The following is a 22,615-nucleotide window of genomic DNA, read 5'->3' on the forward strand; positions in this document are numbered from 1 at the left end:
GGCTGACTCCTGATATGAGTATGTAACAACGCTTTGCTAATACCTTAGCCTCAGGCAAGATTCCCCGCTTTGGTTTCAGGGAAGACACCCATGATTGCTCAGTTGCAGAGCGCTGCCGCGCAAATCCGCCACGCCGTGCGTGCCGCTACCGAAGGCTTGGTCGGGCGCGAGCAACTGGCCGAATTGATTGTGCTGGCAGCCGTGGCCCAGGAGCACATCCTGGTGATCGGGCCGCCCGGCACTGCAAAAAGCGCGGTGGTGCGGCGTGTCGCGCAGTCCATGGGTGGGCGTTACTTCGAATACCTGCTCGGACGTTTCACCGAGCCGTCCGAACTGTTCGGCGCGGTAGACCTGAAAAAGCTGCGCGAAGGCACGGTGGAAACTGACGTCAGCGGCATGCTGCCGGAAGCCGATATCGTGTTTCTCGACGAAGTCTTCCTGGGCTCTACCGCGATCCTCAACACCTTGCTGGGCGTACTCAACGAACGCCGATTCCGTCGTGGCCATACCCAGGTGCAATGCCCGCTGCGCGTGTGCGTCGGCGCCGCCAACGGCCTGCCGGATGATGAGGCGTTGGCGGCCTTCGGTGACCGTTTCCTGTTGCATCTGTTTGTCGAGTCGGTGCCGGACAATCAATTGGAAGCCATGCTGGCCGGCGGCTGGCAGTCGGAGCAGCGCCCGGTGCAACAGTTGCTCGGCCTTGCGCAACTGGACACGCTCGGCCAGGCCCTGAAACACGTCGACCTGACCGCTGTGCGCCCAGCCCTGGCCCAAGCCATTCGCCGCCTGCGCGAAGCCGGGATCCAGTTGTCTGACCGGCGCATCGTCAAGTCCCAGCGCTTGATCGCGGCCGCTGCATTGCTCAGTGGTCGCCTGGAAGCCAGCGACGCCGACTTGTGGCCGCTGCTGTACGTGTTGCCGACCCAGGCTACCCAGCAACACGGCCGCGAAGTATTGCGCGACCTGTTTGCTGCCTCCAGCAACAGCCATTTGTTCAGCGCGGTGGAAGAGGCGACGTTGCAGCCGATGTCACGTGTGAATCGGCTGCTGGAAACCGCCGAAGACTACCTCTCCCGTGCAGAACCGCCGGCCAGTAGCGTGCTCGAAGGCCTGTTGCGCGAGATCGATGCCAATTTCAATAGCCAGACCCTGCCCGAACCTCTGCAGCAGGCGCGGGGACAACTCACTCGATTGCTGACCCCCAGCGAATGAGTGCGCTGACCCAGCCTTGGGCCTGGCGTTCACGGCCGGTGCCCGCCGAGGCTCAGGCCGCCGTGGCCTGGGGCGATGCTGCCCGGCGCCTGCACGCACGCCTGGCGCTGCTCGCGGCCGACCATGCGGCGCGGCTGCAAGCCACTGCCAATGGTGATGTACTGGTGGTGACGGGCGTAATGGCTGACCTGCCTTGGGTCGACGGTGTTGCTTACGCTGCGCCCAGCACCAGCGCGCCGCACCTCTGGCTGCCGACCAGTTGGGAACCGCAGGTGCCACAGGACCTGTTGGGGCAGGCTTTGTCCGCTCGCTTCAAACGCGCGCCCTTGTTGGTGTGGCACGACCCGCGGGCGGTGATCCCGCTGGACCGCCTGCTGGCCGTGTCGCCCGCGCATCTGCAACGTATCGCCGCCTATTGGGGAGTCGCCCATGCAACTGCCTGAGGCGCTGCAACCCTGGCGGCAGTGGCTGGAGTGGTTTGCCCCGCAACACCTGCCCCTGTTCGCCGACCTGCTCGGTCGACTCAACCCTCTGCTCGGACCGCTGCGCGGCCTGCACCAGGGCGGAGTGCCGGAGCCCGATGGCCTGGGCGACCTGCATCGGCGCGGCCCCTATGAGCGACTGCTGTCCAGTGAATGGCTGCTGGCCGATGAAGTGCCTGACGAGTTCCTGCGCCGGGCGGTCGGCGGTGAGCATATGTTCCTCGCCCCGCACTACCGTGCCCGTGAAGCGAACCGCCTGATCGTGGTGCTGTTTGATGCGGGCCCCTTGCAACTGGGGGCTGCGCGCCTGGTGCACCTGGCGCTGTTGATGCTGCTGGCGCGGCGTGCCGAAGAGGCGGGGGCGCAATTGCGCTGGGGCATTCTGCAAGCCACGCCCGAGTTGCATGAGCTGGACTCATCGGCGCAGCTCAAGCGCCTGCTCGACGCCCGCACCTACGAGGTCGTGAGCGACGGCCATTGGCTGGCCTGGCGTGACGTGCTGGCCGACCACGCCGTTGGAGAATGCTGGGTGGTCGGCCAGCGCTTGCCGCCCACGGATCCCAAGGTCTGCACCCACCGCGTGCAGATTACGCGCAACCTGGATGGGCGCAGCCTGACGTTCGCCTTGCAGTCGCGGCGCGTGTCGCTGCCGCTGCCGGAGGAGCAGCAGGCCGTGCGCTTGCTCAAGGGCCAGTTCGATAACGCCGTGCACACGCCGGCACCGACCGCTGCCGGCCGGGTGGCGCGGGTTGCATTGACCCTGCCGCCGGTCATCTCCGGTTCCGGCAACTATGTCGCCTTGCGCTTGCTCGATGAGCACGGCATGGTGGTGATCAAGCTGCCGCACAAGAACCAGAAAAAAAACCTCGAAGTGCGACGTCGCCTGTGGGGCAAACATCAGCACGTGCTCGCGGCCACCTTTAACTACCGCAGCCTCGGTGCGGTGCTCGGTGATGGCAATATCCTGACCTTCTGGAACATCCCCAATCTCGTTTCGGTCAACAAGCCCACACGCGAAGAAATGCACCTGCCGCCGGGCACTGCGACCTTTCTGCCCGCGGTGTGGCTGCGCGGCGAACAGGCGGAACGCCTGTATTTACTCGATACAAACGGTCAGCTCGCTCACTGGCAGCGGCCTGGCCACGCGCCGAGGGAAGAATGTTTCTCGGTGACGGACAATGTCATGGGGCTGGCGCAGTTGGATGCCTTATCGTTGGTCTACGCCCGCATCGAGGGTGGGCAACTGGTGGCTTACCCCGCGACGTCCTCCGGTGCCCGCAGTCACGGTTATGCAGTCGGTGCGGCTGCCGGTGTAAGCCAGATACTGTTCGCCAGCACCCCGCATTGGAAGTACGCCTTTGGTGGCTGCGCATTACTCACTCACCAAGGTGGCCGCCAGAGTTGGCGCCTGGTGACCCACGACAGTTTTCCCGCGAAAAAGGTACAGATTGACTTGGCGCCCGGCTGGAGCGCCATCGGTCTGCATCACCACGTGGCGGCGCAGGAACGCTATTCGCTGGTACTGCTGGGGCCGAACCAGCACACCATTGGCCTGTACACCGAGGGCCAACAACAGACGCTGTTCACCACGACGGCACCGATTGCCCGTGCGAGTTTCTGCCCCATGAGCGGCCTGGTGGCGGTGCTGACCACCGCCCGGGAATTACTGGTGTTCAACGTCGCCGAGCGCGCCATGCGTTTGCAAGTGATGTGTGACCTGAAACATGAGCCTGCCCATGCTTGAGCAAGAATCCCCTTTGATCCGCCGGCCGTTGTTGACCGGGCATCAATCCATCGACGGCATGTGGTTGCCCGCCGAGCGCTTTGCGCTGCAGGAACGGGCTCGCTTGATGCTGGAACACTGGCGCACGGGCGCGATGGCCTACCGTTTTGCCGACGGCGATTTAGTGCAATTCAGCACGCCGGTCGCGCTGGATTGCCAGGCCCTTGCCGGCTGGCCGCTGGTGCGTCAGGGTCGTGGCCTGTGTTCGGCCCAGCTGAGCGCCGAGGAGCTGCGCGCTTTACCGGCCGCCGACCTGTGGCTGGTGCGCGGCAGCCAGGTGCACGCTTTGCAGTTGCGCGATGCCCAGGCCCTGGAACCTGGGCAGTGGCTTGATATCAGCGCCTACACCTTGCTCGATACCTTCGATTGTCATGCGCCCGTCGTGCTGGCCCTGCCTGAGCCGGTGATCACCGATGTACGCGAGATCCTGGGCGGATTGGCGCCGGTCAGCCCCGAGCAGGAGGGCGTGATCCGGGCCTTGCTGGAGCGGCAATCACCCGCACCGAAAGCGCCGCCCCCCAAGGCTGCACGCCAATGGGGCAACGAGGAGTCCGCACCCTATCCGGCGTTGAAACTGGGCGTCACCCTGGCCCTGGTTGCAGGGTTGACCTGGATGGCCACCCAGGGCCAATCCGTGCCGCTGACACCGGTGTCTGCCACGACCACCGAAGACATCAGCGGCGTGATCCTGGGCATGTTGCTGAGCGCCATTGTCTTCACCGCCTTGCTGGTAGCGCTGAACACATTCCTGCGCCGAGGTGCGCGGCCTATCGGCGCAGTGCCGCAAGCCCCGGACACCCCAAGCATTCCCCAGCGCGCCAAACCAGCTCGTCATAAGCCGGCGGCCTGGCGCCGCTGGCTGACCCGCCTGACCGAGCATTCAAAGCTTTCCAGGCTGTACGGCAAGCGTCAGGCGGCTTACGTGCAGCGCATGCTGGAGATGTTCGAGGACGGCGATTTCGCCGAAGCGTTGCGCCATGCCATCCCCTTGGGTGACCAGCACTCGAATGCCGAACAGCACTTCGGTACGCCGCAGCGGCGCCAGGACCTGACCCTCAGCCAACAGCACGGGCCCAGCCGTACCTACCGCTTCGAGGAAGGGCTGACCGAGCACCTGCGCCAGATCTACCGGCGCTCCTATGAGCGCCTGGCCCGCGAAAACCGTATCGAAGAAGCGGTATTCGTACTCGCTGAACTGCTCAAGGAACGCCAGGAAGCACTCGATTACTTGGAAAAACACGCGCGCTACCAACAGGCCGCCGACCTCGCTCTGGCCTGGGACATGCCGTCTGCGGTCATCGTGCGCCTGCTGTGCCTGGCCGAGAACTGGCAGCGCGCCTTGCTGGTGGCGCGTCGTGATGATGCATTTGCCGATGCGGTGGTGTTGCTTCAGGCCAAGCAGCCGCAGATCGCCGACCGTTTACGCCTGGAATGGGCCGAGTCGCTGATCGCCAAGGGCCTGTGGTTGCAAGCCGTCGAGGTGGTGTGGAGCTTGCCTCAAGAGCGCCCGCGCGCCGCTCAATGGCTGCTCGATGCCGAAGCGGCCGGTGGGCGCCTGGCGATTGGCGCCTTGGTAAAGCGCGCCATATTGCTGCCCCAAACCCTGGAAGCTTACGGACCCTGGATCGAACAGCTGCGTGACGATCCCAGCCGTTGCGCCGAGCGGGATGCCCTGGCGCACACGTTGTTGGCGCACAAGTCCGACACCGTGGCCCTGGCCTGGCTCGCCGGTGCCACCGTGCACGCGGTGCTCGCCGACCAGCTCAGTGGGCGCGGGGGGCTCAACTTCAACCAACTGCAGTCGCTGGTCAAAATGAGCCGGGACAAATGTTTGCAGGCGGACTTGCCTGGCCAGTCACTCAAACGTCCCGTCGTGCGCTCGCTGGAGCGCGCGGGCGAGGCATTGCAGTGGTCAGCCCCCGTCCAGGGCAGCCGCTCCGTATACGATGCGGTGTCGCTGGATGACGAGCGTTACCTGGTGGCGCTGGGCGAGGCCGGTGCGGTGGTGACGGATGCCAGCGGCACGCCGCTGTTCCATTTCGCCGTGCCGGCCCAGCGGATTGTCTTGGCGCACAGCCGGCAAATGGCGCTGGTGCTGACCCGGCGCGACACGGTGTGGCGCATCAGCAAGTTGGACTTGGTCAACCGCGCTGCGACCGACTTGGGCGTGCAGGTGCTCGACGTGTTCGCCGATCAGTTTGATGGCAGCACCTGGACCCTCGGCCAAGGCCGGCAACTGCGTGTGGTGGACGTGGATCGCGGCTTTGAAACCCTGTGGCACGTCAGCGACTTGCCAGGCCCGGTTCGCGCCCTCAAAGGTGATGAACGCAATGAGTTCCTGTGGCTCCATAACCCGCTGGAAGGCTTTGAGCGCTGGCATTATCGCCTGCCTGAGCGGCGGTTGGCGGGGCGTGAGCCGGTGTCGCCGCAGTCAGAGGAAAGCCACGCGCTGTTCTGTGCGCTCGATCAAACCGTTGAGTACCTGATCCGGTACAGCGACGACGAAGAGCCCGTGCTGATCCTGGATGTCGACGGCAACCGCAAGGGGTATCGCCTGACGGGCTGTGATGAGGGGTGCTTCGATAGCGACCCGGTGCGCATCGTCGTCGACGCGGATTGGTTGGTATTCGGCTATATCGCCAGTGACCGCGACACCCGCTGGCACTTTATCCGTCGTGGCAGTGACACCGTGTGTGCTGTGCTGCATTGGCCGCGCTACGAGGTGAATATCCGTCGCACCGGCGATGGCTGGTTGTTATTCGATGACCAGGGACGTTTGAGCCACATCACGGTGGAAGACGCCCGCCAGCGCAACCTCAGCCTCCATTGACCGAGTCCGGCATCAACGTGGCGATCAACGCACGAATGGTGCCGGGCAACGCCTCCAGCTCCCGCACCAGGATGCTGCGTTCGCGAATCGCCCACGGCTCATCGAGCTTCACCGCCACCACGTGCATGGTGCGACTGTGGCGCACGGCGGCGGACTCCGGAATGATGCCGATGCCCACACCGGCTTCGACCATCCGGCAGATCGCCTCGAAACTCGACACCTGGATACGCAGCGACAAGTGCTTGCCCAGCCGCTCCACGTGTTCGCGCAAAAAACTCAATAAGGTGCTGCCTTCATGCAGGCCGATATGCTGGTAGGCGAGGGTCTGTTCCAGGGTGACTGATGGTTGCGCTGCCAGCGGGTGGCCGACCGGCACCATCAATACCAAGGTGTCTGTGCTGAAATGCAGCACCTGCAAACCCGCTGCTTCCACGGGGCCGGCGATAATGCCCATGTCGCTGGTGCCATCGAGCACGCCGCGCACGATGTCGCGGGACAGGCGCTCCTGCAGGTCGACGGTGACGCCAGGCCTTTGTGACAGGAACCCCGCCAGCACTTCCGGCAAGAATTCGGTGACCGCCGTGGTGTTGGCGAAGATGCGGATATGCCCGGCCGAATCCACGCCGTATTGGGTGAATTCGCTTTTGAGGTAGTCCACCTGGCGCATGATCAGCCGGGCATGGTGCAGCAGGCGCTCACCGGCCGGGGTGATCTCCACGCCACGGCTGTCACGGTACAGCAGGCGGGTGTCGAGCTGGCCTTCGAGGGCCTTGATCCGTGCACTGGCGGCGGCCGGCGAAAGAAACGCACGCTTGGCGCCCTGGGTCAGGCTGGGGGATTCGGCGATATGGATAAACAGGCGCAGGTCGGCCAGGTCGAAGTGCATGCAAGACTCCCACAGGGGTATGCGGTGTTTTCAGTGAATTGGCGTTCAGCATAGCCGAACGCTGGTTTATTGAAATGCAAATTCTCAGAACGGGCGGGCGCTTGCATGATCCGGGGCAGACACTCACTGCCCGAGGAACTGCACCCGATGAGCGCCACTGACTGGATCGGCCGAAGCGAAACCGCTCACGACCACCTGAGCCATAACCTGCTCAAACGTATCGCCGCTACGTTCGGCGAGGCAGTGCCCGAGGACGGCGCGGACCTTCCGCCGTTGTGGCAGTGGTGCTTCTTCCAGGACCCGCTGCCGGAAACCGCCCTGGGCAGCGACGGCCACCCGGCGCGTGGCGGGTTCCTGCCGCCGGCCGACAACCGCAACCGCATGTGGGCCGGTGGGCGTATCGAGTTTCTGCACGCGCTGCGTGCCGGGGAGGCGGCGACCCGCGTGTCGACCATTATCCAGGTCGAAGAAAAGACCGGTCGCACCGGTTCGCTGTTGTTTGTCACCGTGCGCCACGACTATGCCCAGGACGGGCGCCTGGCGATCCGCGAAGAACAGGACATCGTCTACCGCGAACCCACGCCGCCCAAGGCCGGCAGCGCAGAGGCGCTGGAGCACGGTGAATGGCACGAAGCGATCGATCCCACGCCGACCCTGCTGTTTCGCTACAGCGCCGTGACCTTCAACGGTCACCGCATTCACTACGACTACCCCTATGTCACCGGCACCGAAGGCTACTCAGGCCTGGTGGTGCATGGGCCGTTGATCGCCACCCTGAGCCTGCGCGCGTTCTGCCGTGCCCACCCCGAAGCCACCTTGCGCCGTTTTGCCTATCGCGGCGTGCGCCCGTTGATTGCGCCGCAGCCGTTTGAAGTGGCGGGCCGCGTGACTGAAACCGGCGTGGCGCTGCTGTGGGCCGGTAACGCTGACGGCCTGGCGCAGCAAGCCCAGGTGCATTTCGAATAATCCAAGAACAACAGGCGGAGAGCCGTTAATGAACCCGAATGACAATGAAGAACTCAATGCCATCCGCGAAGGCGTGCGCGCCTTGTGCGCTGAATTCGATGCCGCCTACTGGCGCAAGATTGACGAGCAAAAGGGCTTCCCCGAAGCCTTCGTCAAAGCGCTGACCGACGCCGGCTGGCTGTCGGCGATGATCCCCGAAGCGTACGGCGGTTCCGGCCTGGGCCTGGCCGAGGCTTCGGTGATCCTCGAAGAAGTGAACCGCTGCGGCGGTAACTCGGGCACCGTGCACGGCCAGATGTACAACATGTTCACTTTGCTGCGCCACGGCAGCGAAGCGCAGAAACGCTTCTACCTGCCCAAGCTCGCCAGCGGCGAATTGCGCCTGCAGTCCATGGGCGTGACCGAGCCCACCACCGGCACCGACACCACCAAGATCAAGACCACCGCGATCAAGCGCGGCGACAAGTACGTGATCAACGGCCAGAAGGTGTGGATCTCGCGCATCCAGCATTCCGACCTGATGATCCTGCTGGCGCGCACCACGCCGCTGGCTGAAGTGAAGAAAAAGTCCGAGGGCATGTCGATCTTCCTGGTGGACCTGCGCGAGGCCATCGGTCATGGCCTCACCGTGCAGCCCATCGCCAACATGGTCAACCACGAAACCAATGAGCTGTTCTTCGACAACCTCGAGCTGCCGCTGGACAGCCTGATCGGCGAAGAGGGCAAGGGTTTCAAATACATCCTCGATGGCCTCAACGCCGAACGCACGCTGATCGCCGCCGAATGCATCGGCGACGGCCGCTGGTTTATCGAAAAGGCCAGCGCCTATGCCCGCGACCGTGTGGTGTTTGGCCGGCCTATCGGACAGAACCAGGGTGTGCAGTTCCCGATCGCCGAAGCGCATATCGAGATCGAAGCGGCGGACCTGATGCGCTGGCGTGCCTGCGAGGAATACGACAGCGGCAAAAATGCCGGGGCCAGTGCCAACATGGCCAAGTACCTGGCGGCCAAGGCGTCCTGGGAGGCAGCCAATGCGTGCCTGCAGACCCACGGCGGCTTCGGGTTTGCCTGCGAATACGACGTGGAGCGCAAGTTCCGCGAGACGCGCCTGTACCAGGTGGCACCGATCTCCACCAACCTGATCCTGTCCTACGTGGCCGAGCACTTGCTCGAACTGCCACGCAGTTTCTGAGGGCCTGACCGTGAGCCATACCCAAGCCCTGTGTCGGTTCCTTGCCGAGCTGAATCACACGCACCTGCCGGAAGACGTGCTGGCGCGTACCGAAGACCTGTATCTGGACTGGCTGGCTTCGGCGCTGGCGAGCCAGGGCGCGCACCCAATCCCGTTATTCGAGCGTTATGCGCAGAAAATGGGGCCAAGCAGCGGCCCGGCGCAGGTGATCGTCAACGGCGCCAGCACCAGCGCGTATTTCGCCGCGCTGGTCAACGGCGCTTCCTCCCACCTGGTGGAGCAGGATGACCTGCACAACAGTTCCGTTTTGCACCCGGCGACCGTGGTGTTTCCCGCCGCGTTGGCGGCCGCCCAGGACCTGGGCAAATCCGGCCGCGACTTGCTGCTGGCCTCGGTGGCCGGTTATGAAGCCGGTATCCGTATCGGCGAATTCATGGGCCGTTCCCACTACCGCATCTTTCACACCACGGCCACGGTCGGCACCCTGGCGGCGGCCGTTGCGGTGGGCAAGCTGCTGGACTTCAACCAAGAACAATTCATCAACCTGCTCGGCAGCGCCGGCACGCAGGCCGCCGGGCTGTGGGAGTTCCTGCGCGATGCCGCCGACTCCAAGCAATTGCACACGGCCAAGGCGGCGGCGGACGGTTTGCTCGCCGCGTACCTGACGGCGGAAGGGCTGACCGGTGCGCGCAATATTCTCGAAGGCGACCAGGGCTTGGCGGCGGGGATGTCCAGCAATGCCGAGCCGAGCAAGTTGTCCGCCGACCTGGGCAGTCGCTGGGCGCTGCTGGAAACCTCGTTCAAGTTCCACGCCTCGTGCCGCCATACGCATCCGGCGGCCGATGCGCTGCTGGACCTGATGCAGCGCGAACGCCTCACCGCCGCCGATATCGCCCATGTGGAGACGCGGGTGCATCAAGGCGCCATCGATGTGCTGGGGCGCGTGACCGTGCCAACCAGCGTGCACCAGGCCAAGTTCTCCATGGGCACCGTGCTGGGCTTGATCGCCGTGCATGGCAAGGCCGGGCTCAAGGAGTTCCACGAACGGGCGCTGACCGACCCGGCCGTCTCCAGCTTCCGCGACAAGGTCAGTATGACCCTCGACGCCGAAGTCGACGGCGCTTACCCCCAGCGCTGGCTCGGCCGCGTCACCGTCACCACCCTTGACGGCCGCACGCTGCACGGCGCCATCGACGAGCCCAAGGGCGACCCGGGCAACACCCTCAGCCGTCGAGAGCTGGCGGATAAATTCCAGCGCCTCGCCCAATTCAGCGGCGCCCGCACGCCGCTTGAGGCCCATGCCCTGATTGAAAAGGTCTGGGACTTACGCAACGCCGCATCCATGGCCCATTGGCTCTGAGGAACCGTCATGACTCACCAACGACCGCTGGACGGCATCACCGTTGTCAGCCTGGAACACGCGATTGCCGCGCCTTTTTGTACCCGCCAGTTGGCCGACCTGGGCGCCCGTGTCATCAAGATCGAACGCCCCGGCAGCGGCGACTTTGCGCGTGGCTATGACGAGCGCGTGCGCGGCCTGGCCTCGCATTTCGTGTGGACCAACCGCTCCAAGGAAAGCCTGACACTGGACCTCAAGCAAGGCGAGGCGGGCGCTATCCTCGACACCCTGTTGGCCGATGCCGATGTGCTGGTGCAGAACCTGGCGCCCGGTGCGGCGGCGCGCATGGGCTTGTCGTTCGAGGCACTGCAGGCGCGTTTTCCACGCCTGATTGTTTGCGACATTTCCGGCTACGGCGAAGGCGGGCCCTACGAGAAAAAGAAGGCCTACGACCTGCTGATCCAGAGTGAGGGCGGTTTTCTCTCGGTGACCGGCGGCCCCGGCGAAGACCAGATGGCCAAGGCCGGTTGTTCCATCGCCGACATCTCGGCGGGCATGTACGCCTACAGCGGCATCCTCTCGGCACTGCTGCTGCGCGGCAAGACGGGGAAGGGCAGCCGCATCGACGTGAGCATGCTGGAGAGTCTGGTGGAGTGGATGGGCTACCCGATGTACTACGCGTTCGACGGCGCATCCCAGCCGCCGCGTGCCGGGGCCGCGCATTCGACGATCTATCCCTATGGGCCGTTTCCCACCGGCGACGGCGGCACGGTGATGCTCGGGTTGCAGAACGAGCGCGAATGGGCGGCGTTCTGCGACAAGGTGCTGCTCACGCCGACACTGGCGACGGACGAGCGTTTCGCCGCCAACTTCAAGCGCTCGGCCAACCGTGAAGCGCTGCGCCAGATCATCGTTGACAGTTTTGCCCAGCTCGATGCCGAAGCGGTGATCCAGCGCCTGGAAACCGCGCAAATCGCCAGCGCCCGCGTCAACGATATGCAAGGCGTGTGGGACCACCCGCAGCTCAAGGCGCGTGACAGCTGGCGCGAGGTCGACAGCCCGGCCGGCCCGTTGCCGTCGCTGCTGCCTCCGGCGCGCAATGCCGCGTTCACCCCGCGCATGGACGCGGTTCCAGGGTTGGGGCAGCACAGCCAGGGCATCCTGGATCAGCTGGGTTACTCGGCAGAGGCCATCGACGGTCTGCGTGCACGCGGTGTTATTTAACACGTTATCAATAATAAGGAACTCAACAGATGCCAAGGCCCCTGGTTCGTTCGGCGTTGTTTGTGCCCGGTAGCCGACCGGAGCGATTTTCCAAAGCCTTGGCCAGTGGTGCCGATGCGGTGATCGTGGATTTTGAAGACGCGGTGGAAGAACCGCTCAAGCGCCAGGCGCGGGATAACCTCGGGGGGTTCCTGCAGGCGCATCCCGAGGCTCAGGTGTGGGTACGCATCAACGCGCCGGAGCACGCCGAGCATTTCGAGGATGTGGCGTTCTGCAAAGCCCATCCGAACGTGGCGGGGGTGTTGCTGCCGAAGGTCGAAAGTGCGGCCCAGGTTGCTGTGGTAGCGGCTACCGGCAAAGTCATCTGGCCGATTATCGAAAGCGCACGCGGTTTGCTGGCCGTGGCCGAGATCGCCCAGGCGCCGCAGGTGGAGCGCCTGTCGTTCGGTGGGCTGGACCTGGCACTGGACCTGAACCTGAGCAGTAATTCCCCGGCCGCGCAGTTCGCCCTGGACCAGGCGCGGCTGGCGCTGATTGTGCATTCCCGCGCCGCCGGCCTGGTAGCGCCCCTGGACGGCGTGCACCCGGCCATCGATGACCCCGAGGGCCTGCGCCGTTCGATCCGGCATGCCTATGAAATGGGGTTTGCCGGGGCGTTGTGTATCCATCCCAAGCAGGTGCCGGTGATCCATGAAGCGCTGGCGCCGAGCGCCGAGGACCTGGCCTGGGCCCAGCGCGTGGTGGACGCCGGCGCGCATGGGGCAGGGGCCTACCAGATCGATGGGCAGATGGTGGATGCCCCGGTGTTGCTGCGGGCACAACGGTTATTAGCTGCCGAGTAACTCTGTGGCGAGCGAGCTTGCTCGCGTTGGCGTGTGCAGCGCTGCGGTTTTTCCTGGGGCCGCTGCGCAGCCCAACGGGAGCAAGCTCCCTCGCCACAAGGGATCGAACCGGTTTTTGGCGTTCGTCTTGGCCGAACGCAGGTATCTAGAATTCGAAATTCACTACACGCCTGACATCAGGCACCTTGCCTGACAACACAACAATAAGAAGGTGATTTTCCATGCTCAAGCTCTCCCGGGCGCTGCTGTGCGCCGCCACCTTGTTTGCCGCGGGCCTGGCCCAGGCGGCGGACCCGATTGTCATCAAGTTCGCCCACGTGGTCGCCGAAAACACCCCCAAAGGCCAGGGCGCGTTGTTGTTCAAAAAGCTTGCCGAAGAACGCTTGCCGGGCAGGGTCAAGGTCGAGGTGTACCCGAACTCGTCGCTGTTCGGCGATGGCAAGGAAATGGAAGCGCTGCTGCTGGGCGACGTGCAGATGCTGGCCCCGTCCCTGGCCAAGTTCGAGCAATACACCAAGCAAGTGCAGATCTACGACCTGCCGTTCCTGTTCAACGACCTTGCCGCTGTCGACCGTTTCCAGGCCGCCCAGGGCAAGGAGCTGCTGACGTCCATGCAGGACAAGAACATCCTCGGCCTGGCCTATTGGCACAACGGCCTCAAGCAGCTTTCTGCCAACAAAGCACTGCATGAACCCAAGGATGCCCGTGGCCTGAAGTTCCGTGTGCAGGCCTCCAGCGTCTTGGAAGAACAGTTCAAGGCGATCCGCGCCAACCCACGCAAGATGAGCTTTGCCGAGGTATACCAAGGTCTGCAGACCGGCACCGTCAACGGCACCGAAAACACCTGGTCGAACTATGAAAGCCAGAAGGTCAACGAGGTGCAGAAGTATTTCACCGAGTCCAACCATGGCCTGATCGACTACATGGTGATTACCAACGCCAAGTTCTGGACCGGCCTGCCGCCGGATATCCGTAGCACCCTGGAGCAGATCATGGTCGAGGTCACGGTCGAGGTGAACAAACAGGCTGAGGCGCTGAACCAGTCGGCCAAGCAGAAAATCATCGACGCCAAGACCAGCGAAATCATCGAACTGACCCCCGAGCAACGCCAGCTCTGGCGCGAAGCCATGCGCCCGGTGTGGCAGAAGTTCGAGGGTGAGATCGGGGCTGATCTGATCAAGGCCGCGGACGCCTCCAATCGGTAACCCCCCAATGTGGGAGGGGGCTTGCCCCCGATTGCGGTGTGTCAGCTTGCCCATCTGTCTCTGACCCACCGCTATCGGGGTGCCCCTCCCACATATCGATATCTCATTTGCTTTCGCGAGGTTTTGCCATGCAAACGCTAAGGCGCGTCTGGGAGCACCTGGAGGAAGGCTTTATCGCTTTCCTGCTGGCCGCCATGACCCTGGTGACATTCGTCTACGTCATGCTCAACAACATCTACACGCTGTTTTTTGCCCTGTCCGACAAATGGGCCTGGAGCAGCCAGTTCTTCGGCGCGCTGGGTGACCACACCATGACCTGGGCCCAGGACATGACCTGGAGCGTAGCGCTGACCAAGGCCATGTTCGGCTGGCTGATTTTCTTTGGCATTTCCTACGGCGTACGCACCGCCGGCCACCTCGGCGTGGATGCACTGGTCAAGCTGACCAAGCGTCCGGTGCAGCGCGTGCTGGGCATGCTCGCCTGCCTGTGCTGCCTGGCCTACGCCGGGTTGTTCATGGTCGCCAGCTACAAGTGGGTGAGTGCGGTGATGGGCGCGCATATCGGCGCCGAAGACCTCGACCAGTACGGCATCGATGTCGGTGACATCGTGGTGATCGTGCCCATTGGTTTCGCCATGGTGTTCATCCGCTACCTGGAAATTTTCTACCGCATCTTTACCCACCGCCAGGTCGGGTTGGGGCTGGCCGACGAGGCCGGTGAGGCCAGCAAATTGGCCGGCAGCCATGAGGAGCGTCACTGATGGCCGTGCTCTGTTTATTCCTGCTGTTATTCGTATTCATGTTCCTGGGTGTGCCCATCGCGATTTCCCTGGGCTTGTCCGGTGCGGTGTCGATCCTGATGTTCAGCCAGGACTCGGTCAGTTCCCTGGCGATCAAGCTGTTCGAAACCTCCGATGCCTATACCTTCCTGGCGATTCCGTTCTTCCTGTTGTCGGGTGCGTTCATGACCACCGGCGGCGTGGCGCAGCGCTTGATCGACTTTGCCAACGCCTGCGTCGGCCATATCCGTGGCGGCCTGGCGATTGCGGCGGTGTTGGCGTGCATGCTGTTTGCGGCGCTGTCGGGTTCGTCACCGGCGACGGTGGCGGCGGTGGGTTCGATTGCCGTGGCGGGGATGGTGCGTTCCGGTTACCCGAAGGAATTCGGTGCGGGGATTATCTGTAATGCGGGGACCTTGGGCATCCTGATCCCGCCGTCGATCGTGATGGTGGTGTATTCGGCGGCGACTGAAACCTCGGTGGGCAAGCTGTTTATGGCGGGCGTCATTCCGGGGCTGCTGCTGGGCCTGATGCTGATGATCGCGATCTACATCGTCGCGCGCATCAAGAAGCTGCCGGCGCAGCCGCGAGCGACCTTCCGCGAGTGGCTGACCTGCGCACGGCGCGCTTTCTGGGGCCTGTTGCTGCTGGTGATCATCCTCGGCGGCATCTACAGCGGCATGTTCACCCCGACCGAAGCGGCGGCGGTGGCGGCGGTTTATTCAGCGTTCGTCGCGCTGTTCGTCTACAAGGACATGAAGCTGCGCGACTGCCCCAAGGTGCTGCTGGAATCCGGGCGCCTGGCGATCATGCTGATGTTCATCATCGCCAACGCCATGCTGTTTGCCCATGTGCTGACCACCGAGCAGATCCCGCAGGAAATCACCGCTTGGGTGCTCTCCGAAGGCCTGACGCCGATTGGCTTTTTGATCATGGTCAATGTGGTGTTGTTGATCGCCGGCAGCTTCATGGAGCCTTCGGCTATCGTGCTGATCCTGGCGCCGATCTTCTTCCCGATTGCCATGAAGCTGGGCATTGACCCGATTCACCTGGGTATCGTGATGGTGGTGAATATGGAGATCGGCCTGGTGCACCCGCCGGTGGGGTTGAACCTGTTTGTGACGTCGGCGGTGACGGGGCTGACGCTGGGGCAGACGATCCGTGCGGCGTTGCCGTGGCTGATGATCCTGTTGGTGTTCCTGATCATGGTCACCTACTTGCCGTTTATCTCGTTGGCGTTGCCGCACTGGTTGGGTATGTAAATCCCGCCAATACCGCAATACCTTGTGGGAGCCGGGCTTGCCCGCGATGGCGGTGTGTCAGTTGCCAGCTGTGCTGGCTGGCACATCCTCATCGCGGGCAAGCCCGCTCCCACAGGGGGTATGTGCAGTCTTTTTAATGGTCCAGTGCACTCAAGATCGCATGGGCCACCTTCACGCGCTCGGCATTCGGGTAATTCTTGTTGGCCAACATCACCACGCCGATGTCCCTGCTCGGCACATACACCACGTAGGCACCAAAACCACCGGTTGAGCCGGTTTTGTTGTACAGCACGTTCGCCGGTTGCGCCTGAGCCGGGTGCAGCCACTTCACGTTGTGCGGCTCCATCGCCATCGGTGTGGAGTTGCCATCCATCAGCGCTTGCAGGGTGATCGGGTAGGGGTAGGACTCCCAGCCCAGGCCTTGGGTCATACCGTTGACCGTGTAGTAACCGGTGTGCGTGGTGGCGATGGCCTGTTGCAGCGGTTTCTCCAGGGTTTGCGGGTGCATGTTCACCATGACGTAATGCGCCAGGTCCTGGGTGCTGGTCTTGATGCCATAGGCTTCGCCGTCCAACGCGCCGGGGCCGACGCGTACAGGTTTGTCCTGCTTGTCGTAGCCCTGGGCGTAGGCGTCGGCTTTATCAGCAGGCACGCTGACATAGGTGTTCTTCAGGCCCAACTTGGGCAGCAGGGTTTTCTCCATCGCCGTGTTGAACGGCTGGCCCAGGCTTTGGGCGCTCAGGTAGCCGAACAGGCCAATGCTCGGGTTGGAGTAGAGACGCTGCGCACCGGGCGCGTAGGCGGGTTTCCAGTGCTGGAAATAGCCGATCATGGCGTCGGCGTTGTCGGCGGCGTCCGGAAACTGCAGCGGCAGGCCACCGGGGGTGTAGGTGGCGAGTTGCAGCAGGCTGATGCGGTCGAAGGCACTGCCCTTGAGGGCTGCAAGGTGCTGGCTGGCCTTGTCCGAGAGCTGGAGCTTGCCGCTGGCCTCGGCATAGCCGCCTAGGGTGGCGGTGAAGGTTTTGCTCACCGAGCCGATCTCGAACAGTGTGTCTTGAGTCACGGGCTGCTGTTTGTCTTTATTGGCGACGCCGTAGTTAAAGTATTGCACCTTGCCTTTGTTGACGACGGCCACCGACAGGCCGGCAATGCCTTGTTGCTGCATCAGGGGCGCAACATGACTGTCCACGACCTTGCGCAAATCGGTCGCCGCCATGCTGGTGCCGGAGACGAAAAATAAGGCCGAAAACAGGAAATTTCGTACGCTGAAGTTCATGATTACTCGCTTCCATGTAAATGATGCGCTGACGATCAGAGCCTGCGCAGGCGTCGCAAATCTAGTGAGGTTCCGTCCCTTCGACAAACGATGATATCTTGCATCTGCCATTAGAAAATCTAGGGTAAAGCATGCTGCGTTCCCATTTGCCCCTCAATGCCCTGCGCGCATTCGAGGCGTCCGCCCGTCACTTGAGCTTTACCCGTGCGGCCATTGAATTGTGCGTCACCCAGGCGGCGGTCAGCCATCAGGTAAAAAGCCTGGAGGCGCAACTTAATGTCACATTATTCAAGCGCCTGCCACGGGGCCTGATGCTGACACGCGAAGGTGAAACCCTGCTGCCGGTGGTGCGTGAATCCTTTGACCGCATCGCCCACACGCTGGGCCAGTTTGAAGGCGGGCACTACCGCGAGGTCCTCACCGTGGGGGCCGTCGGCACGTTTGCGGTAGGGTGGTTGCTGCCACGCCTGGCGGATTTTCAACGCGGCTATCCGTTTATCGACCTGCGCCTTTCCACCCACAACAACCGCGTCGATGTGGCCGCCGAGGGCCTGGATTACGCCATCCGTTTTGGCGCCGGTGCCTGGCATGGCACGGATGCCTGCGAACTGTTGGCTGCACCCTTGACGGTGCTCTGCGTACCGCAACTGGCCGAGCAACTGCACGCACCCGCTGACCTGCTCAAACACACGTTGCTGCGCTCCTACCGCACCGATGAGTGGAGCCTGTGGTTCCAGGCGGCCGGGTTGCCCGCCGACACCCTGGCCCCGCGCAGCGTCGTGTTCGACTCGTCATTGGCAATGATGGAGGCAGCCTTGCAAGGCATGGGGGTGGCGTTGGCACCTGCGATGATGTTTGCGCGGCAACTGGAGAGCGATGTCATTCGCCAGCCGTTCGACGTCGACATCACCACCGGCAGCTATTGGCTGACGCGCTTGCAGTCGCGTGCGGAGACCTCGGCGATGCTGGCGTTCAAGGGCTGGTTGCGGGACATGGCGCAGCCGGGGTGAACGCTTTTTTTGAAACATAATGAAACATTTTCCGAGGGCCAGCGCTCTACCGCAACACCTGCACTGAGTGATTCCATGAAAATACCGCGCCCCTCCGCCCGCATGCCTCGCCTGACCCAATTGCGAAACTTGAAGATGGCGCGCTCCGCCCACGCTTACGTACGCGGCAGCACGGTGCAGTTTTATGAGTGGCTGCACAGCCAGACTGGCCGCCGCTTGCCCCACGGCCCGGCCATCTGGATCTGCGGCGACTGCCACGCCGGTAACCTGGGGCCTACCGGGGACACCAACGGCCGCATCGATATGCATATCCGCGACCTTGACCAGACGGTGATCGGTAATCCGACCCACGATCTGGTGCGCCTGGCCTTGTCCCTGGCGACCGCTGCACGCGGCTCGGACCTGCCCGGCGTCACCACCGCACGTATGCTCGAAGAAATGATGCTGGGCTACGAACAGGCGTTCAAAGACAAACCCGACCAGGTCCCGCCACGTCCGTCCCAGGTCAAGGCGGGCATGCGCAGCGCGGTGGCGCGCACTTGGAAAAACCTCGCGCGTGAGCGCATCGAAAGCGCCCGGCCGACCATCCCCTTGGGCAAGCATTTCTGGTCGTTATCACGGGCCGAGAAAACCGCATTGCAAACCCTGTGTGCCTCGGATGAAATCCATCAATTGGTCACATTGCTCAAGGGGCGGCCCAAGGATGCCAGGGTCGAACTGCTGGACTCGGCCTATTGGGTCAAGGGCTGCAGTTCGCTCGGCTTGCTGCGGTATGCCGCCTTGCTCGGCGTGGGCGACAACGATGATCAAGAGTATTGCCTGATTGATATCAAGGAAGCCGTCGGGGCTGCTGCACCCCGTGCGGCGCGGGCGAAGATGCCGAGGGATAACGGTCGTCGCGTGGTGGAGGGTGCACGCCAGCTGTCACCGGGCCTGGGTGAGCGGATGGTGGCCACGCGTTTTCTGGATCACGGGTTTTTTATCCGTGAACTGCTGCCCCAGGACATGAAGCTGGAGCTGGACGAACTGAGCGAGATCGATGCCATGCACGCCGCCGGCTACCTCGCGCGGGTGGTCGGTATCGCCCATGCGCGGCAGATGGATCGCGACACGCGCAAGGACTGGATGGCGGTGTTGCAGGAGAACCGCTCCAAGCAGTTGGACGCGCCGTCCTGGCTCTGGACCAGCGTGGTGCAACTGGTGGGTAGCCATGAGCAGGGTTACCTCAACCATTGCCGCCGGTATGCCTTGGAACACTGACCTCGAGAACACAGTGGATCTAATGGGGGAGCAGGCAAGCCAGCTCCCCCATTTAAGGGGCGTCTAGGCCAAATATTTATGGAACCAGTCGAGCGTTCTTTTCCACGCCAGATTCGCCGCCGCCTCGTCATAACGCGGCGTCGAATCATTATGGAAACCGTGGTTGGCACCCTTGTAGATATATGCCTCATAGGGGGTGCCTGCCGCCTTCAACGCCTGCTCGTACGCCGGCCAGCCTTCATTGATCCGCGTGTCCAACTCACCGTAGTGCAGCATGATCGGCGCCTTGATCCGTGGCACATCCTTGGCCTCCGGCTGGCGTCCATAAAACGACACCGCCGCACCCAGTTCGGGGTAGGCCACCGCTGCGGCATTGGTCACGCCGCCGCCATAGCAGAAGCCGGTGATCCCGACCTTGCCGGTGCTGCTGTCGTGGTGCATCAGCCATTCAATGGCGGCGAAGAAGTCGTTCATGAGCTTGGTCGGGTCGACTTTCTGTTGCAGTTCCACGCCTTTTTCATCGTTGCCGGGGTAGCCGCCGACCGAGGTCAGGCCGTCGGGCGCCAGGGCGATAAAACCGGCCTTGGCCAAGCGTCGGGCGACGTCTTCGATATAGGGGTTGAGGCCCCGGTTTTCGTGGACCACCACCACCGCCGGCAGCTTGCCCGCCGCTTTGGCCGGGCGCACCAGGTAGCCGCGTACGTTGCCGTTGCCTTTGGGTGAGGGGTAGGTGATGTAGTCGGCGACGATGTCCGGGTCGGTGAATTTCACCTGTTCGGCCAGGGCGTAGTTGGGGCTCAGGGCCGCGAGCAAGGCCGAGGCGGTGAGGCCGCCAAAGGTGAACAGCGCGGAGCGGTCGAGAAATTCGCGGCGGTTGATCTTGCCGTGGGCATAGCCGTCGTAGAGTTCCAGCAGTTCGGGCGCAAAGTCTTTCGCGGTGAGACGAGTCATCGGTGCAATCCTCGATTAGCGGTGGCAGTCAATGTAGACCAGGATCAGCCCTCACGGCCATGGGCGGCGGCGGCCAGTTGGCCGGTGTCGACGCGTACGAAGATCGAATCGCCCACTGCGGTCAGCACGTTATCGGCGTACACCTCGCAGATCACGCGGGTTTTGCGGCCCACATCGCCTTCAGCCCGCGCGCGCAGGGTGAGGGTGACGCCCAGGGGCGTCGGCTTGATGAATGTGATGCCCAGCTTGCCGGTGACGCAGTCGATGCGCGGCAGGCTGCCGGGTTCGCGTTGCTCGGCGCGGTAATGGTAGGCCATGGCGGTCCAGTTGGAATGGCAGTCCACCAGCATGGCAATCAATCCGCCGTAGACCAGGTCGGGCCAGCCGCTGTATTTTGCCTCGGGCAGGTGCTCGGCCACGAGGTGGGTGCCATCCGCGTCCCAGCGGCTCTTGATGTGCAGGCCGTGGGGGTTGCTGCCGCCGCAGCCGTAGCAGATGCCTTCCGGCGCGGTGGTGTCCTGGAGTGAAGGGGCGTGCATGCAGAATCCTTGTTGTGCTTGGGCGACTACTCTGTTTAGCAGGACAGACGCTTGATTGGAATAAATCCCTGGTATGACCTACCAGCTCAGTACCTGTGTCGTTACTTCCAGCGGAGCGTTGCATGAAACGTCGAATGTCCCCGGTCGCTTTACTGGCTTTGATCCTTGCCTATGGCGCCAGCGCCCAGGCGGTGGAGTACAAGGACGTCAACCGCACCGCCAGCCAGATCAGTTTCACTTATAAACAATTGGGGCAGCGGGTGTACGGCACCTTCAGCGAGTTCGAGGGCAGCTTGACCTTCGACACGCAAAAACCTGAAGCCGGGCATGCGTTGCTCAAGATCCAACTCGCGAGCATCGACGCCGGCAGCCCCGACGCGAACGATGAGCTGCAACGTGCGTCCTGGTTCGACACCGCGACGTATCCGGTGGGCGTGTACGAGTCCACCGGTGTCACGGCCCTGGGGGACAACCGCTACACCATCAGCGGCAACCTGACCCTCAAGGGCATCACGCACCCGGTGACGGTCGACGTGGTGCTCAAGGAGCAAGGCGGTATCGGCGTGTTCGACGGTGAGTTCATCCTCAAGCGCGGCGACTTCAAGATTGGCGAGGGCGAATGGGCGGGCAATCGCGTGGTGTCCAATGACATCAACATCAAGTTCAAGATGGTCGCGCCGCAGCGTTAACGCGCGAACCGCTTTGCACCCGCCACGCAGCCGATCACCGCGACCGTCACCAGTACCATGCCCAGGCTGACCGGCTCATGCAGCAGGCCCGCCGCCAGCGCCAAGCCGAAAAACGGTTGCAGCAATTGCAACTGGCCCACGGCGGCGATGCCACCCTGGGCCAGGCCGCGGTACCAGAACACAAAGCCGAGCAACATGCTGAACAACGCCACATAGCCCAGGCTCAGCCAGGCGGGCAGGCTGATGCCGCTGAAACTCGGCGGCGCCAGTACCAGGCTCAAGGGCACCACCACCGGCATCGACACCACCAATGCCCAGCAGATCACCTGCCAGCCGCCCAGGCTGCGCGACAGCTTGGCGCCTTCGGCGTAACCCAGGCCGCAGACCAGCACCGCCAGCAGCATCAGCAGATCGCCGGCCGGTGCGGCGCTCAGCCCCTGGGCGACGGCATACCCCATCACCAGCCCACTGCCCAGGATCGAAAACACCCAGAACACCGGGCGCGGGCGCTCGCCACCGCGCAGCACGGCAAATACAGCGGTCGCCAGGGGCAGCAGGCCGATAAACACGATGGAGTGGGCGGACGTCACGTATTGCAGCGCGAGCGCGGTGAGCAAGGGAAAGCCGATCACCACACCCAGAGAGACGATCGCCAGGGGCAGCCACTGATGAGGTGCGGGGCGTTTTTCCTTGAACAGCCACAGCAGGAACAGCCCCAGGGCGGCGGCGATGGCCGCGCGGAGCATGGTCAGGAACACCGGGTCAAACTCCATCACGGCCAGGCGTGTGGCGGGCAGGGAACCGCTGAAAATCACCACGCCGATAAAGCCGTTGATCCAGCCTTGCGTGCGGCTGTCCAGGGTGTTGAAGGGGGATGTACGTTCCATG

20 protein-coding genes are annotated in these 22,615 nt (G+C 63.3%); 15 read left to right on the forward strand and 5 right to left on the reverse strand.

What is annotated here, in order from left to right; all coding sequences use genetic code 11:
* Window positions 1-90: 90 nt before the first annotated feature.
* The 4 genes from AC3ZU9_RS22820 to AC3ZU9_RS22835 are packed head-to-tail and all read left to right on the forward strand — an operon-like array spanning window position 91 to window position 6,307.
* Window positions 91-1,212: an AAA family ATPase gene (locus tag AC3ZU9_RS22820; RefSeq protein WP_012724634.1), complete on the forward strand. Its 1,122-nt coding sequence runs from the start codon at window positions 91-93 to the stop codon at window positions 1,210-1,212.
* Window positions 1,209-1,655, forward strand: coding sequence for a bpX5 domain-containing protein (locus tag AC3ZU9_RS22825; protein ID WP_012724633.1), 447 nt, complete (start codon window positions 1,209-1,211; stop codon window positions 1,653-1,655). The genes AC3ZU9_RS22820 and AC3ZU9_RS22825 overlap by 4 nt, the downstream gene beginning before the upstream one ends.
* Window positions 1,642-3,438, forward strand: a complete 1,797-nt coding sequence (locus tag AC3ZU9_RS22830; RefSeq protein WP_490091379.1) for a hypothetical protein — start codon at window positions 1,642-1,644, stop codon at window positions 3,436-3,438. The genes AC3ZU9_RS22825 and AC3ZU9_RS22830 overlap by 14 nt, the downstream gene beginning before the upstream one ends.
* Entirely contained in the window at window positions 3,431-6,307 is a 2,877-nt protein-coding gene (locus AC3ZU9_RS22835; RefSeq protein WP_490091380.1) for a bpX6 domain-containing protein, read from the forward strand. Before AC3ZU9_RS22830 ends, AC3ZU9_RS22835 begins: the two co-directional genes overlap by 8 nt.
* Here the strand turns inward: AC3ZU9_RS22835 and AC3ZU9_RS22840 are convergent.
* Entirely contained in the window at window positions 6,294-7,193 is a 900-nt protein-coding gene (locus AC3ZU9_RS22840) for a LysR family transcriptional regulator (protein ID WP_102060673.1), read from the reverse strand. The genes AC3ZU9_RS22835 and AC3ZU9_RS22840 overlap by 14 nt on opposite strands.
* 147 nt (window positions 7,194-7,340) lie before the next feature.
* On the opposite strand from AC3ZU9_RS22840, the gene AC3ZU9_RS22845 reads away from it, so the two are divergent.
* The 8 genes from AC3ZU9_RS22845 to dctM all read left to right on the forward strand — a co-directional run bounded on the left by AC3ZU9_RS22845 (window position 7,341) and on the right by dctM (window position 16,002).
* Window positions 7,341-8,159, forward strand: a complete 819-nt coding sequence (locus AC3ZU9_RS22845; protein ID WP_490091381.1) for an HTD2 family dehydratase — start codon at window positions 7,341-7,343, stop codon at window positions 8,157-8,159.
* A gap of 28 nt (window positions 8,160-8,187) precedes the next feature.
* Window positions 8,188-9,351, forward strand: a complete 1,164-nt coding sequence (locus AC3ZU9_RS22850) for an acyl-CoA dehydrogenase family protein (protein ID WP_046034805.1) — start codon at window positions 8,188-8,190, stop codon at window positions 9,349-9,351.
* Window positions 9,352-9,361: 10 nt separating this feature from the next.
* Complete coding sequence (locus AC3ZU9_RS22855) at window positions 9,362-10,711, forward strand: MmgE/PrpD family protein (RefSeq protein ID WP_490091382.1); 1,350 nt, start codon at window positions 9,362-9,364, stop codon at window positions 10,709-10,711.
* Between the two features lie 9 nt (window positions 10,712-10,720).
* Window positions 10,721-11,914, forward strand: a complete 1,194-nt coding sequence (locus AC3ZU9_RS22860; protein WP_012724626.1) for a CaiB/BaiF CoA transferase family protein — start codon at window positions 10,721-10,723, stop codon at window positions 11,912-11,914.
* Window positions 11,915-11,943: 29 nt separating this feature from the next.
* Entirely contained in the window at window positions 11,944-12,756 is an 813-nt protein-coding gene (locus AC3ZU9_RS22865) for an HpcH/HpaI aldolase/citrate lyase family protein (RefSeq protein ID WP_012724625.1), read from the forward strand.
* A 221-nt stretch (window positions 12,757-12,977) separates the two neighbouring features.
* Window positions 12,978-13,961, forward strand: a complete 984-nt coding sequence (locus AC3ZU9_RS22870; RefSeq protein WP_046034809.1) for a TRAP transporter substrate-binding protein — start codon at window positions 12,978-12,980, stop codon at window positions 13,959-13,961.
* A gap of 128 nt (window positions 13,962-14,089) precedes the next feature.
* Window positions 14,090-14,722 (forward strand): TRAP transporter small permease, encoded by a 633-nt coding sequence (locus tag AC3ZU9_RS22875; protein ID WP_046034810.1) that lies wholly within the window; start codon window positions 14,090-14,092, stop codon window positions 14,720-14,722.
* Window positions 14,722-16,002: a C4-dicarboxylate TRAP transporter large permease protein DctM gene (gene dctM / locus AC3ZU9_RS22880; RefSeq protein WP_012724622.1), complete on the forward strand. Its 1,281-nt coding sequence runs from the start codon at window positions 14,722-14,724 to the stop codon at window positions 16,000-16,002. Before AC3ZU9_RS22875 ends, dctM begins: the two co-directional genes overlap by 1 nt.
* A 133-nt stretch (window positions 16,003-16,135) precedes the next feature.
* On the opposite strand, the gene ampC is transcribed toward dctM, so the two are convergent.
* Entirely contained in the window at window positions 16,136-17,278 is a 1,143-nt protein-coding gene (gene ampC / locus AC3ZU9_RS22885) for a class C beta-lactamase (protein ID WP_490091383.1), read from the reverse strand.
* 131 nt (window positions 17,279-17,409) lie between these two features.
* Between ampC and AC3ZU9_RS22890 the strand changes: the two genes are divergently transcribed.
* Together AC3ZU9_RS22890 and AC3ZU9_RS22895 are read left to right on the forward strand one after the other, a co-directional pair.
* The gene (locus tag AC3ZU9_RS22890) at window positions 17,410-18,288 is read left to right on the forward strand and encodes a LysR family transcriptional regulator (RefSeq protein ID WP_490091384.1); all 879 of its coding nucleotides are present in this window, start codon (window positions 17,410-17,412) and stop codon (window positions 18,286-18,288) included.
* A gap of 75 nt (window positions 18,289-18,363) precedes the next feature.
* The gene (locus tag AC3ZU9_RS22895; protein WP_490091385.1) at window positions 18,364-19,548 is read left to right on the forward strand and encodes a DUF2252 family protein; all 1,185 of its coding nucleotides are present in this window, start codon (window positions 18,364-18,366) and stop codon (window positions 19,546-19,548) included.
* A 63-nt stretch (window positions 19,549-19,611) separates the two neighbouring features.
* Here AC3ZU9_RS22895 and yghX read toward each other — a convergent pair whose 3' ends face one another.
* Window positions 19,612-20,499: a YghX family hydrolase gene (yghX, locus tag AC3ZU9_RS22900; protein ID WP_490091386.1), complete on the reverse strand. Its 888-nt coding sequence runs from the start codon at window positions 20,497-20,499 to the stop codon at window positions 19,612-19,614.
* Window positions 20,500-20,543: 44 nt separating this feature from the next.
* Window positions 20,544-21,038, reverse strand: a complete 495-nt coding sequence (locus AC3ZU9_RS22905) for a PaaI family thioesterase (RefSeq protein WP_046034816.1) — start codon at window positions 21,036-21,038, stop codon at window positions 20,544-20,546.
* 122 nt (window positions 21,039-21,160) lie between these two features.
* On the opposite strand from AC3ZU9_RS22905, the gene AC3ZU9_RS22910 reads away from it, so the two are divergent.
* Window positions 21,161-21,727, forward strand: coding sequence for a YceI family protein (locus AC3ZU9_RS22910; RefSeq protein WP_046034817.1), 567 nt, complete (start codon window positions 21,161-21,163; stop codon window positions 21,725-21,727).
* Here the strand turns inward: AC3ZU9_RS22910 and AC3ZU9_RS22915 are convergent.
* Window positions 21,724-22,614: a DMT family transporter gene (locus tag AC3ZU9_RS22915; RefSeq protein WP_122810964.1), complete on the reverse strand. Its 891-nt coding sequence runs from the start codon at window positions 22,612-22,614 to the stop codon at window positions 21,724-21,726. The two genes, AC3ZU9_RS22910 and AC3ZU9_RS22915, sit on opposite strands and share 4 nt — an antisense overlap.
* Window position 22,615 lies beyond the last annotated feature (1 nt).

Source organism: Pseudomonas sp. A39, assembly GCF_058145955.1.

Coding starts and splice junctions, on each gene's coding strand:
- AC3ZU9_RS22820 (WP_012724634.1), top strand. CDS start 91: ATGATTGCTCAGTTGCAGAGCGCTGCCGCGCAAATCCGCCACGCCGTG.
- AC3ZU9_RS22825 (WP_012724633.1), top strand. CDS start 1,209: ATGAGTGCGCTGACCCAGCCTTGGGCCTGGCGTTCACGGCCGGTGCCC.
- AC3ZU9_RS22830 (WP_490091379.1), top strand. CDS start 1,642: ATGCAACTGCCTGAGGCGCTGCAACCCTGGCGGCAGTGGCTGGAGTGG.
- AC3ZU9_RS22835 (WP_490091380.1), top strand. CDS start 3,431: ATGCTTGAGCAAGAATCCCCTTTGATCCGCCGGCCGTTGTTGACCGGG.
- AC3ZU9_RS22840 (WP_102060673.1), bottom strand. CDS start 7,193: ATGCACTTCGACCTGGCCGACCTGCGCCTGTTTATCCATATCGCCGAA.
- AC3ZU9_RS22845 (WP_490091381.1), top strand. CDS start 7,341: ATGAGCGCCACTGACTGGATCGGCCGAAGCGAAACCGCTCACGACCAC.
- AC3ZU9_RS22850 (WP_046034805.1), top strand. CDS start 8,188: ATGAACCCGAATGACAATGAAGAACTCAATGCCATCCGCGAAGGCGTG.
- AC3ZU9_RS22860 (WP_012724626.1), top strand. CDS start 10,721: ATGACTCACCAACGACCGCTGGACGGCATCACCGTTGTCAGCCTGGAA.
- AC3ZU9_RS22865 (WP_012724625.1), top strand. CDS start 11,944: ATGCCAAGGCCCCTGGTTCGTTCGGCGTTGTTTGTGCCCGGTAGCCGA.
- AC3ZU9_RS22870 (WP_046034809.1), top strand. CDS start 12,978: ATGCTCAAGCTCTCCCGGGCGCTGCTGTGCGCCGCCACCTTGTTTGCC.
- AC3ZU9_RS22875 (WP_046034810.1), top strand. CDS start 14,090: ATGCAAACGCTAAGGCGCGTCTGGGAGCACCTGGAGGAAGGCTTTATC.
- dctM (WP_012724622.1), top strand. CDS start 14,722: ATGGCCGTGCTCTGTTTATTCCTGCTGTTATTCGTATTCATGTTCCTG.
- ampC (WP_490091383.1), bottom strand. CDS start 17,278: ATGAACTTCAGCGTACGAAATTTCCTGTTTTCGGCCTTATTTTTCGTC.
- AC3ZU9_RS22890 (WP_490091384.1), top strand. CDS start 17,410: ATGCTGCGTTCCCATTTGCCCCTCAATGCCCTGCGCGCATTCGAGGCG.
- AC3ZU9_RS22895 (WP_490091385.1), top strand. CDS start 18,364: ATGAAAATACCGCGCCCCTCCGCCCGCATGCCTCGCCTGACCCAATTG.
- yghX (WP_490091386.1), bottom strand. CDS start 20,499: ATGACTCGTCTCACCGCGAAAGACTTTGCGCCCGAACTGCTGGAACTC.
- AC3ZU9_RS22905 (WP_046034816.1), bottom strand. CDS start 21,038: ATGCACGCCCCTTCACTCCAGGACACCACCGCGCCGGAAGGCATCTGC.
- AC3ZU9_RS22910 (WP_046034817.1), top strand. CDS start 21,161: ATGAAACGTCGAATGTCCCCGGTCGCTTTACTGGCTTTGATCCTTGCC.
- AC3ZU9_RS22915 (WP_122810964.1), bottom strand. CDS start 22,614: ATGGAACGTACATCCCCCTTCAACACCCTGGACAGCCGCACGCAAGGC.